General features: G+C 40.3%; 10 protein-coding genes. 7 read left to right on the forward strand and 3 right to left on the reverse strand.

Annotated features, from left to right (window positions below):
• Window positions 1-42: 42 nt before the first annotated feature.
• The 3 genes from AAE250_RS08185 to AAE250_RS08195 all read right to left on the reverse strand — a co-directional run bounded on the left by AAE250_RS08185 (window position 43) and on the right by AAE250_RS08195 (window position 2,794).
• Window positions 43-1,047: a sensor histidine kinase gene (locus tag AAE250_RS08185; RefSeq protein ID WP_294596172.1), complete on the reverse strand. Its 1,005-nt coding sequence runs from the start codon at window positions 1,045-1,047 to the stop codon at window positions 43-45.
• Window positions 1,044-1,802, reverse strand: coding sequence for a LytR/AlgR family response regulator transcription factor (locus AAE250_RS08190; protein WP_294596174.1), 759 nt, complete (start codon window positions 1,800-1,802; stop codon window positions 1,044-1,046). The genes AAE250_RS08185 and AAE250_RS08190 overlap by 4 nt, the downstream gene beginning before the upstream one ends.
• Window positions 1,803-1,888: 86 nt before the next feature.
• Window positions 1,889-2,794 (reverse strand): DUF6268 family outer membrane beta-barrel protein, encoded by a 906-nt coding sequence (locus AAE250_RS08195; protein ID WP_294596176.1) that lies wholly within the window; start codon window positions 2,792-2,794, stop codon window positions 1,889-1,891.
• Window positions 2,795-3,354: 560 nt separating this feature from the next.
• Here AAE250_RS08195 and AAE250_RS08200 point away from each other — a divergent pair.
• The 7 genes from AAE250_RS08200 to AAE250_RS08230 all read left to right on the forward strand — a co-directional run bounded on the left by AAE250_RS08200 (window position 3,355) and on the right by AAE250_RS08230 (window position 12,807).
• Entirely contained in the window at window positions 3,355-4,854 is a 1,500-nt protein-coding gene (locus AAE250_RS08200; RefSeq protein ID WP_294596178.1) for an ATP-binding protein, read from the forward strand.
• Window positions 4,855-4,990: 136 nt separating this feature from the next.
• The gene (locus AAE250_RS08205; RefSeq protein WP_294596180.1) at window positions 4,991-6,085 is read left to right on the forward strand and encodes a hypothetical protein; all 1,095 of its coding nucleotides are present in this window, start codon (window positions 4,991-4,993) and stop codon (window positions 6,083-6,085) included.
• A complete protein-coding gene (locus AAE250_RS08210; protein WP_294596182.1) occupies window positions 6,030-9,113 on the forward strand; it encodes a hypothetical protein in 3,084 nt (1,027 codons plus the stop codon). Before AAE250_RS08205 ends, AAE250_RS08210 begins: the two co-directional genes overlap by 56 nt.
• Before the next feature lie 155 nt (window positions 9,114-9,268).
• Window positions 9,269-9,547, forward strand: coding sequence for a hypothetical protein (locus AAE250_RS08215; protein ID WP_294596184.1), 279 nt, complete (start codon window positions 9,269-9,271; stop codon window positions 9,545-9,547).
• A gap of 4 nt (window positions 9,548-9,551) precedes the next feature.
• On the forward strand, window positions 9,552-10,274 hold the full coding sequence (locus tag AAE250_RS08220; RefSeq protein ID WP_294596186.1) for a DUF6266 family protein: 723 nt from the start codon (window positions 9,552-9,554) through the stop codon (window positions 10,272-10,274).
• A gap of 200 nt (window positions 10,275-10,474) precedes the next feature.
• Complete coding sequence (locus AAE250_RS08225; protein ID WP_294596188.1) at window positions 10,475-11,473, forward strand: hypothetical protein; 999 nt, start codon at window positions 10,475-10,477, stop codon at window positions 11,471-11,473.
• A 131-nt stretch (window positions 11,474-11,604) separates the two neighbouring features.
• Window positions 11,605-12,807 carry a hypothetical protein gene (locus tag AAE250_RS08230; RefSeq protein ID WP_294596190.1) on the forward strand — a complete coding sequence of 401 codons (1,203 nt, stop codon included), beginning with the start codon at window positions 11,605-11,607 and terminating at the stop codon, window positions 12,805-12,807.
• Window positions 12,808-12,840: the final 33 nt, after the last annotated feature.

The raw sequence follows: 12,840 nt of genomic DNA on the forward strand, positions 1-12,840 counted from the left end.
AGTTTGCATTAAGTTAATGAATAATGCACAAATATACATTTTTCATACGGAAAAGCAATCTACAAAAGGCAGTTTCACTATAAATTCCTCCTCATTTTTTATAACCTCTATCTGTCCGCCGTATAAACCATACTGCCGTTGCAGGTTTTTCAGCCCTGCCCCATTACTGGCCACATAGTTGCGCAACTGAAGGTTATTGCGGACTACAATCCCCTCACCACCTATCGCCACACGGATCACCAGCGGCGATTTCTTTGTACTGATGTTATGTTTCAAAGCATTCTCCACAAGCATCTGTATGCTGGCAGGGATGACAAGCCGGTGATGGTTCTTCAAATCATCTTCTATCTGCACATTCAGAGCATCGCCAAAGCGGATATGCTCCAGATACAGGTACGATTCCACAAAAGCCAGTTCCTCCTGCAAAGTAACCGTAGGCTGGCCGTGCGTGGTGAGCAGATAACGATAGACGGTGGACAACTTCTTGGCAAACAGATTCGTCTTCTCCGCATCCTGATAGGCCAGAGAAGCCAGCACATTCAGGCTGTTGAACAAGAAATGAGGATTAATCTGGTTCTTCAACACCTCAAATTGATAAAGTGCCTTCTCCTTCTCCATGACGGCCAACTGCTTCTCTATCTCCGCACGTTGCAGGCTGTAGAAGAATATCTCTATCTGCAGAACAATGATCCAATTCCACGGAACCACCGGCAAAGACCCCTTCAGAATGTACCAGCCATTTACACGCATATCTATAAGCAAGGCATTCAAGGCACATGTCAAAAGAAGCGTCAGAATGGTAGTCAAAACCACGTCCAGTAGGATTCTTATTGCATTGTTACATAATTTCAGCTTCTTGTATATCAAGTTAATAACCCAGAAATCGACAAGTCCTATTCCGAGGCACAACGGAAAGTTCAAGAAAAACTGAGCCATGAAATTCTTGTGCCACGGATTTCCGCCAATCAGGTTATAGATGCATCCAAAGACAAACAGCGAAATAGAGATTGTCAGGATGAAGAGGAATATATACTTCTTATGCTTCATACGACCCCGTCCACCCATTTTAAGAAATCCGCCACGCGACTGCGACTTACCAACACCTCATGCGGGCACTCCGGTTGAAAATAAAGCTTCAACCGGCTACCGAAGTATCTGGAACTTTTACAGAGTGATTTGATATTAGCGATACAATTCCTCGAAACGCGGAAGAAGACACAGCGGTCCAGCATGCTTTCCAGCTGTTCCAGCGAGTAGTTTATGATATACCGCTTGCCGGAAAACAGATGCAGGTACGTCAGTTTGTCTTCACTATAAAAGAAAGCGATGTCGGCAGTTTCCACATAGCGGAAGGTATCGCCCACCTGCACCAGGAAACGGTTCTTCTTGTTTGCCGCCAGGTAACCCATTTCCAGCTGCTTGCATTCGGGGGCGGCAGAGCGGAGCATGCCGTTGCGCTCAAACTTGCACAAGGCAGCTTCGAGGTCGCATTCTTCAATCGGTTTCAGCAGATAGTCGATGCTGTTCACCTTGAAAGCCTTGATGGCATATTCATCATAAGCAGTGGTGAAGATGACAGGCAAATCTACGGGACATTGCTCAAAGATTTCAAAGCTCAGTCCATCGGACAGACGGATATCGACAATCAACAGGTCTATGCCGCCTTGCTTCAAGAGCAGTACGGCTTGCTCCACACTCTCCGCCCAGCCAGCCAACTGATAGTCGGGCCGTAAGCTTTGCATCATCCGCTTCAACTCTTCATACGCGAAGCGTTCATCTTCTACTAATAAATACTTTATCATAAGTCGGTCTGCTTTATCCATATACCATTATATTCACCAAAAGTACGATTTATTGCATTATCTTCCGGGGCGTCCGGCATAAATTATTAAAAACCATACCGGATTCCCGCCGTAAAGCGTGGAGTTACTCCAAAATAAGGATCATTCTTATTCCCTTTAAAATTATCGAGGAATCCTTTCAGGCTGCGGTCCGATGTACTTATCCCACGTATCCAGTTGCCGCCTATCCCCAGATAAATGCTCGTTTTCTTGCCCAGTTGGTACGAAGGGCTGATGTACGACCTCATCATTACGGTAGAATAGATTTTCGACTTCCCGTCCACCTCCATCACAGCGGCCATTCCGTCCATGTCGATACCCACCAACTCTATTTTCAGCCGTTTGTTCAGCCAGGTTGCTGCAGACACCTTTATGCCGCTGGACATATCCACTTTGAACTCATACTTGCCCGCATTTCTCCAGCTGAAGTAAATCATGGGGAGTATCATCGGGATGCCGTACGAGTTGGTCAGCCCTGCTCCAAAGCCCAGGTCAAGGTTCTTCCGCAACTGATAGACGAAAACGATTCCTCCGTTGGCAAGTATACTTTTCGTAGTCACCTCATGCTGCGGAGCATAGATACCGCCGCCTATCGAAGCAATCATACTCCATTTGCCGGACAGGGGCCGGATGTGGGAAATATTCAGGCTGGCATTCAGTATCTTGTCCGGGTTCAGTTCGTCGGCCTGCCCCTTATTGCTGAGGATACCATAAGTACCACTAATAGTTGCAGACCATGCCACCAGCCTGCCCTTGTCGTCGTGCCTGACGGAAAGCGGCAGATTATACCGCCCCGACATCACCATCATACTTCCCGACCCATACTTATTGCCCAAATCGTCCCTCAGCGAACTTTCGGGCATGTAGTCATAGCTGATATAGCCTTGCCCCAGGCAATACTGCGGCCACATAGCGAGCCCTAACATCAATAGAATAACAAAGATTGTCTTCATAAGATAATTGCTAATGTTTTCTGCAAATATACCCCTATGAAGTGTGGCGGGGCAAGTGCTTTTGGATGAAGGGCAGAATGGAGGTGCTGAAGTTCAAGAATCAGAAGATGAATGGTTTCATCAATACCAGCCTTCATTTTGTTCTATTTCTCTTCTTTCTCCTACCTGAACCCTGTTTTCTTCTTGTCTATACAGAGGGAAATTACAAGAAGCAGGTAAGAACAGGGTAAGACTCGGGTAGGAAGGAGGTAGAGAGGAGGTGAAATTGGTCTGTTTTTCGGGTGAATAAAAACAGCTACTTCATAAAACTACTTTCCTTTATATCGTCTCATTTTCCCCCTCTCATCCCCCTTTAGCATTGCAAATATTCTACCAGTAAGAACAAGAGAGTTTTCCTCGTTTAATTCGTCATTTCCGGAGATTTTTACTAAGTTTGCAAAGAACTAAAATGTATACGCATAAAATTGAAAGACAGCCATACAGAAAAGATACAGACAGGAGGTGAAGCCACTGTACTCTGCATTTTGGGTGAAGGTATGTCGAAGAAAGGGGGCAGGGATATGAATATAGAAGTACAGAAACTTATCGGAGAAGCAACTGCTTATGATAAGAAAGAAAAGTTGGAACGTAATAAGCCTAAAAGTTGGATTAAAAGTGTTTCTGCTTTTGCCAATGGCGAGGGCGGTTCACTCATATTTGGTATTTCTGATGAAGATGAGCTTGTGGGACTTGCCAATGCTGAAGAAGATGCAGAATGCATCAGTGAAGCTATTAAGACCAAACTTGACCCTGTTCCTGTTATAAGTCTTGAATTTAAAGAAGTTGAAGAAAAGAAACTCATAATACTGCATGTCAATGCCGGACAAGAAACTCCATATTATTACATTGGAGACAAACAACGCTTAACGTATGTACGTATTGGGAATGAATCAGTAGTAGCAGATCGTCTTCAACTGAAAAATCTTGTAATGAAGGGCTCTGGTCGCACTTATGACAGCTTACCATCTTCATATAAGTTTGAGGATATGGCATTCTCTAAGCTTAAATCTGTTCATTACAAACGATTACAACGCTCATTTGAGGACAGTGAGTTTACATCTTGGGGTATCATAGACGAAAATGCAAACTTGACAAATGCCGGAGCACTGTTAGCAGATGAATCTCCAATGAAGCAGTCACGAATATTCTGTACACGTTGGAATGGGTTAACAATGACCAGCGGCTTAAATGAAGCAGTGGATGATGTAGAATTGGAAGGCTGTGTAATCGGACAATTGCAGGATGCCGTATCTTTTGTAAGAAACAACTCCCGTAAGAAGTGGTGGAAAGAGGATGACCACCGAGAAGAACTGCCTGACTATCCCGAACGTGCAGTAACAGAAACGATAGCCAACGCAATCATCCATCGTGATTATATGCAAATGGGAAGCGAAGTGCACATTGATATGTATGATGACCGTTTAGAGGTGTATTCCCCCGGTGGAATGATGGATGGTAGACTCATTCAGCAACTCAACCCCATGACTGTACCCTCAAAACGCCGCAACCCTCTACTTGCAGATTTCTTCAGCCGCTTGGGGCTGATGGAACGCCGTGGGAGTGGAATGAAGAAGATAATCGATGCTTATAAGCAATACAAACATCTGATCGGTTATCATGCTCCAGAGTTTACATCCAACGCTTCCGAGTTTCACGTAACGCTTTGGAACCTTAATTTTGAGGATCAAGTTATTAGAGAAATCACTCCCGAAGAAGTTCCGATGATAAAAGAGTTCGTAAAAGACAATGGTGAGGTGTTCGTAAAAGAGTTCGTAAAAGACGCTCCAAGGTTCGCAAAAGAGTTCGTAAAAGCAAGTAGGCTGATTTATAAGTTGATTTCACAAAACCCTCAAATAAGTGCTGCCCAAATAGCTGACTCCTTGGGATTGTCAACACGTCAGGTCCAAAAATATATGAAGCGATTGCAAGAATTGCAGAAAATTGCTCGTGTAGGAGGACGTAAAACAGGAGAGTGGAAGATAATTGATGAAGAATACGAAGGTTTCTTTGATAGGATATAATGACACTTGTGAGGCATATCTAGTATAGCCAACTTCTTGAGATTGATAAGGTAGTGATTTTTAGGAGGCAATAACATTGGTTGCAATGTAATAGGATAAAGTTTGAGAATGTTATAATATAAAAGTTTTAAAATACATGCAAGGTTCATATATACAAGTCCTGCCCGCAAGGCATGGCGATGCCCTTATCCTACATTGCAGCAAAGGTATAAACAAGGGTGTAATTGTGATTGATGGGGGACCATATGTAAATCCAAGATTCAATCTCTTCGTCTCTGAGGTAGAAAACCACCTACCTATAGACTTAATGGTAATGACCCATTTTGATGATGATCATCTTGTGGGTATAAAAAAATTCATAGAGAAGCATTGGAACGATAACCCATTTCCAGTTAAAAGAATTTGGGCTAACTGTGCGAAGCATGTCCATTTTACTCTCTCTGAAAATCTTTCTTCCAACAAGGCAAGCAAGATGGCTGATGTGCTTTATGGAATATCAAAGAGATGTCCTTTGGATTGGGAGGAATATCGCTTGAATGGATTTGTCGACAGTTCGATAGTTTTTGCAGACATCGATATTTTAAATCCACGGGATGATCTATTCGGACGTTTTATTTCTGAATACAAAGAGGGATATGGTGTTGAAGTCAAAGAAGAAAACTTATCAAATTCGAAAGATGGTATACGAGATATAGATATTGATATGCATGATTTGGCAAAACGCGTCAAAGCCCCTGGCAACCCTAGTGAACCTTCCGAGCTTATTAACATGGTTTCGCTGAGTATGATTATACGATGTGATGCGTTCAGCGTGTTAGCTTTAGGCGATTCTTTCCCTCAAGAGATATACCATTCTCTTGTTGAAAGAGGTCACAGCAAAGAGAATAAACTTCGTGTAGATTTCGTAAAGATGCCCCATCATGGTAGTGCTGAAAACATCAGTAATGACTTGCTGGACATCATAGATTGTGCCAACTATATCATAACAACCGATGGTGGGAAAGGGTATAATCATCCGCATCGCGAAGCTTTGGCAAATGTGATTTGCCATCCAGAAAGAGACTATGGAAGAATGATACATCTATATTTCAACTATCCTCTCGATACGATAGTTGCTAATAGAGGAGAAGAGCTTTTCAATGAACATCTAGACCGAAATTTAAATTTTGAATGTCATGAACCCCAAGAAACTGATAGATTTGTCATATTGCCCAAATCCGACAACGCTTGAAGCCCTTTCCGTAAAAATAGAATGTTTGAATAAGGAGAAGGACATAAGTAACAATGGGACTGGTACGCTGTTTTCAAGTGATGGTTCTTTCTTTGTGATTACTGCGGCTCATTGTATAGAGGATGGAGAGACTACAAATCATGTCGATAAAAGAGATATTAGAATAAGTCTCCCACGTATCAGTAAAGCTGTTATTGAGGTTAGGGAGATATTAGACTTCAATTTGGAAGAAAAGTATGATTTCGCACTTATGTCTGTGAACTTCAATTCCGATTGTTTTCATAATGACTTTGATTATGAGAATAGAATTAAGTTTATTGGTAAAGATGAGTTTGGATTAAATACTTGTATTTACGGATACACATCGAGTGAACCAATAGGACGATTATTTAGGACTCATATGGTGTCATCAGACACTTATACGATAGAGGATAGCATATCACCAACTGGAGCTGAGTTTTCACGTGTTATGAAAGGTAGCTCAGGTGGCGGTGTATTCGTAGAGTATGAAGATTGTATTTACTGCCTTGGTTATGTAAAGAGCCGTATGACAGATACGGATAGATTGGATGATATAAAGATTCGCAGGATTCCTGATATAAACAAGAAACTTGGAGGATTTGCTTGGTTGCCATCAATTTTGCAAAATCAAGTAGTCGGACGTTCTATTGCAGGTAGGTCTGGCATTGAGATAGATTATATCAACAAATGGAGTGAGTTGAGCAGAAAACTCTCTAACAACGATGAAGCTAATAAAATACTTGACGAGATTGCAGACTTAAGGAAGAAATACCCTTATGTTAAAATCATAGTAAATCAAGAGAATGTCATAAACTCATTGTTGAGGAAAGACGAGCAATGGAGCGCTTGGGAACAACGTGCTTTTATCTATGCATTGAAAGATAGAGGTCTCTGGCCTGCACTTTACGGGCAGTTACCAAGGGCCGGAAATTTGCTTGATGTTCCCGAAACGAAATTTATGATGCTGCGTAACTCGACTTTCACTTGTAGTATGCAAGATGGAGATTTTGTTCTTGACAGCAATACCGATGAAGGTAGATACGAACTGATACTTAGAGAAGCTTATAAATTTGAATTTGACACAATGTATGAACTTGTGAAGACCTGGGAACCGACAGGGACTTGGGTTACAAAGAAAGCTTTTCTTATGAATCTCTTTGAAAAGAATGAAGACAGCCTCGTACCTGTTAAAAAATTTATAGAAAACAAAGAAAATAATGAAAGCGATAGGTTTGTTGCAACGCTTATATACAATGTGGTGTGTCAGGAGTTTCCGCAACCATTCAAATATAATGAATTTTGGAAGGATGGAGTTGAGAGCCCGAGTGAGATAATGTCATATATAGCTGATCATATTGATAAGACAAAGGTTCAGCCTAAAATTTTTGGCGTTCATACCACTCAAATTTGGGGAGGTCAAGACTCAACCTCGTTTCCCGAATCATTACGTCTGTTGCAATATGTAGTAAATGCAGGTTTAACTACAAAATTCGGCATCTTTAATATCGTAAATGTCGAGCATTGGATGAAGATATTTCGTCATCTGATACACTTCATTCCTTATCCTACAGTATATTATACTTTGCATTATGCCGAGGAAAAGATGTGTCGATGGGCTGGACAGATGATTGCATATAGTGATGATGAATTTATGGCTGAGGTACGTCCAAATTTGATAAGGTCATTATTGAAATCAATGCGTATGGAGCATCTACCGAAGTTTTTACATTTAGGCTTGTACCACATGACGCAGGAACTTTATACATCGGTTCATGAGGACGTATGGTATGAGGAGTTTAAGCAGTCGGTTTTGGATTACTTCGTCAATGAAATTGATGCCAAGAATATATGTTCTTCAGATTCTATATACAAGAATTTATTTGCTGCGATCCAGTGTATCAAGAATACAGAAAGAAGAAAAGATATCTTTGTGCTTCTTACATCGAAGATGCCTCAGAATGTTCTTCTCATCAGTAAATTGTTCTGTGAGGCTTTGTGGGTTGACGCCATATTTGCAGTCAATGATGAAGTGTCAAAATGTCTATGTACTATTATATCGAACTATCCTATTTCGCAGATATATGATGCGTTGTGCGAGTTTAAAAGGGTAGGTGCTCTTACCGATGAGAAGAATGAAGTTATTGACAAAAAGATTATTAAAGAAGAGTTGTCGTTTGCAAAAAAAGACTATCCTGCACTTATCAATCTGAGCTATCTTGCTATATCATCAGACAGTATTAATAAGATTAAACAAACAGCGCTGTCCGGCGATATTTGGAACTGTGGCATCACGAACTCATATTACACTAATCCTTCACCATATCATATCGAGGTGTTCGATGAGAAAATTGTGTGGACGGAAGAGGAATGGCAGCAAATACAATCAAACATGTCAATGAATCTTGATCTCATTGAGAAAAAAAGGGTCAAGGGTGAGTCTTCAAATTTCTATAACTGTATGTATCTTGATTTGCTGACCGACATGAAACTTTTTATGGTACGTTTGCAGCAAGCGAGTCACATCAACGTAAACGAAATGCTTGAGAAAGTCGATGCTGACATTGCCCTATTTAGTGGTTTTGATAATCTGTTAGAAGCCCTGTCTTCAGATGACTATAACAAGGTAAGCGTTGCCCTGAATCTGCTGAGTGTCTATTTAAAAATATATGATTTTGAAAAGCATAAATCTGAGATAAATTTTATAATAAGCAAGGTTGCTCTCAAGCAATCAGCAAATATCAACCATTGTATTAAATTCATCGTATTCCTCATGCAACGCTATCCCGCAGAAATGAAAGCGAATTTTAGCAATCTGTTATTGTGCCTATTGAAGAACTATGCAGATTATGATTTTGAGAATATGAATTTTAGGGTTCCAATCGTCAATCATAGATTAAGTCTTATCGCCCATTACATGAAGCCAGAGTTCGAAGATAAAGCACAAGTTCGGCATTGGACATCAGATGAGGTTGTTAATCGTTTTGGAGGATTAGAATGTCTAAAATAAAGTTTGAAAATATCATTCCCTATTAATTTGCGAGATTTGTGGAGGGGAGGGCGCGGATAAGTGTATCGGAGTGATAAACCGAAAGGGTATCCCTTCTTCTTTCAAAACACCAAAATTTACGCCATGTTTTTTGATAAAATGGTTAAAAGATAAGTATGAAAGGGAAAAGCAAGGGCATACTCCCAACAATATACAGAAGAAGTTGCTCGGACGATGAACATCTGCCGGAGACATACCAAACTTTCCACCATCCCGTGGAACGCTTTCGCCTTTTTAATTTGCAGGAGAAAAACGCCCACCCTATCTTTGCCGACGTAACGGAAACACAAACACCGTTTCTGCCGAATGGACGACACGAGAAGATTGCTGCAGAAGTCTTTTTAGCATTCATCGACAACACAAACTTTATTTTATTAATTAAAACTAGATTTTAAAATTATGGGAACTATTAAACAAGGAATCCTGGGAGGCTTCTCGGGCAGAGTAGGTACTGTGGTAGGCAGTACATGGAAATCGGTACACTACATGCGGGCATTGGCAGTAAGCACCAACGACGCGAAGACGGAAAAACAGCTATGCCAACGGGGTAAATTCTCGACAGCACTCAATTTTCTGAAGTCAATGACACCTTTCGTACGCATCGGCTACCAGAACTATACGAAGGATCAATCGGCATTCAACGCAGCCATGTCATACATGCTGAAGAATGCCGTGAAGGGATGCAGCGTAAATACCATCATCGATTATGAGAAGGCATTGGTGGCACGAGGCAATCTGGCTACAGCCTTGGATGCCACGGTTACAGTGACGGGCAACAAAGCCTCTTATGTATGGACGGACAACAGTGGAACAGGAGATGCCCAAACTACAGATACCGCTATGCTGCTGGCTTATAACAAGAATAAAAAGGAAGCTGTCTACAACGTGAACAGCGCTACACGCTCCAAAGCCAAGGCAGAACTGGCACTACCGGCAAGCTGGAGTGATGACGCACTGGCCGTTTATCTGAGTTTCTACAGCACGGCCAGCAGAGATGTTGCCAATAGCGTATGCCTGAAGAACGATGCGTTCAGCGGTGACTCGGGTGATAGCAATCCTGATCAAGGCGGTTCGGGCAGCGGCGGCTCTGACGGAGACCAAGGCGAGAATCCTTTGGGATAGGGAATGAGTAAAAGAAAAGAGGTGCATCCGGCGGTTTTCGTCAGATGCACCTCTTCTTAATATAGCGGGAATTCTACACAATTTTAGAAGATTATCGAAAAATATATCGTACTTTTGCATCCAATACAAACTAATATAAAACGATAATGAAACACTACTCAAATCTATTCCTGTTATTAGTCCTATTATCAGCTTTTACTATGGCAAAAGCACAGACTCAGATACGCCCTTATAGCCAATGGGAAGCAACGCAATTTATTGCAGTAACCGGACATCAACCTGAAGACTATGTAATACCGGATAATAATTGGGAAATACTATACAATTTGCGAACCCCGCATACCCAAGCAGAACTCCGCGAAATGGGTGTGAAATGTTCCGATAGCCAATTGTTGTTATTGGAAGTCGGTGGGCTTATCAGTAAAACAAAAGGCAAATGGAAAACAACAATACCTATTCTTGATAAAGAACAAACCAGTTCTTTAAGAAGTTTCAGCAGAGAGATTGCCGAATCTATGTATACAAAGACAAAAGCGGATTTTATATCGCTGACCCAAACTATCAGTGAAATGGGATTCAGAGATAATACGCTCTCACTCGTCTTTTCGTATCTTTTGGATGGAAGGATGTGGACAAAGCTGGTTCTGTTTGAAGATATCGACAGCCATACAAGTTGGAGTGGCTGTTATTGGGTATTGTATGAGCCAAGAAAAGGTCCTGCATGCGGTACAAATGGCTATGGAGAACAGAATTTGATTTTGACTTACGTCAACAGTGATATTGCTCCCAGTAACAAACTTATGGATCAGTGCGCAGATGAAATAGCAAAGTTTGGGAAAATAACAGATACCCAACTTATCTCCGGATTAAAACCTTATGGACTGGTAGACGATAATGGGAATGTATTAATCCCTATCATTAAGAAACAGCAAGATAGCTTTCATCAGATAAATGATAAGCTGGTGAATTCTATCAGTGATGAACTCAAGGATAATTGTAACTCCCTGGCTGCCCGATATGGCATTGATGATGAAAAAGTAGCTATGGTAATGTTATATCATGAAGTCATGTGGAACTTAGTAGATAAACTGATTCAAGATAAGATAATTTCTATCCCAGCCATTTTCAAGGATGAAAAAGCAAATAAAAACCGATTAAATGAGGTACTTTTCTTTATAGAAGGAGGGTTAATGCAATAAGGTGCGTTTATCGGAGAGCTGCATTATTTTAAACAGAAATTCAGCTATTAATTCTGGTAGCAAAATATTATGTAAATAAGATCTAATGGTTACATTTTTTATTACCTTTGCCAGCCAAATATAAAACGATAATGAAATATATAAACCCCAGCCTAATCAGCCATCTTTCCAATGATGAAACAGAACAACTAATAAAAGACTACTATAACGACATTAAAATAAAAGATATAATAGAAACATATAAAATAAATTGTCAACCTTCATCATTTAGAAAACTATTACCTGCAATAGAAACAGAACAATTGTGTCCCTATTGTAATCATAAGTTGCAAATCCAATACTTACCTCGCAATCATTCTGGTATTAACCTTCTATTAATTTGCCCAGAATGCAGACATGAACCGGAATCCGGATATTGTTGCTGCAAAACATGCATAGAGAGAGCGAGACAAGAGGAATTTGAAGAGCAAAAAAAGAAATATAAAGAAAGGCTAAAAATCGAACAAGAAAATAAACTACTTATTCAGGAGTTACTCTATTCTGAACAAAATCAAGAAAGAGATATAGCCACATTATCTTTCGAAGAAAAAGTATATATCGGAGCCGTTTTGAGAGGAGGAATTGATGAAGATTATAACATTATCAAACCATTCAGCCAATTTCATACACCCATAGCTCCGACCCCAATGTTTTCGAAAGAAATCACCGATATGCTTTACCAAAATAACATCCTAAGAGTTTCTCCCGAAACTGATTTAGAGTGCTTCGCTGATATAGATATTGAAAAAAGAAGATATACATTCTATACAAATAAAGTATATTGGTACCTTAATCTTAAATCGCCCTATTTAGAGAAAGTTACGCTTATAGATTTCCTGGTCAATCCTCTTGAAGAAGCGAATGCATATGAAGCATATTGTCTATGGAGAAAGATTGCTTTAAATGAATGCTTGGAATATCTTCTATACAGTATAAAGGAGATGTTTAATATCACCTACAAAGTAGGCGATAAAACAAATGGGGTATTAAATGACTTATTGAATGAATATTCTGTCGGACAAATCTATTACCTTATTTACAATGCTACAAATAAAGCATTGAGATTCAAAGAAGAAAACTGTGTAGGAAACAGTCACGCAGCTAACTCAATCATTGAGTATATGCAAAGTTTAGGAGAAAGGGCCCAAAATAACCATTGGGTTTTAAATAACTATAGCCGAGTGAAAGATTGTCCGCAATCACTTGTTAGCAAGTTCTTTTTTGAACGGATATTGAAAATTAATGAAATGGGATTTACCCAAAAGCCGCAAATAATAGGTGCTGAATTCTATTAACGTTATGAGTCTGAAAAAAGACTTATTCTTTTG

Origin of the sequence: Bacteroides sp. GD17, from assembly GCF_038448625.1 — a bacterium.
GTDB lineage: Bacteria > Bacteroidota > Bacteroidia > Bacteroidales > Bacteroidaceae > Bacteroides.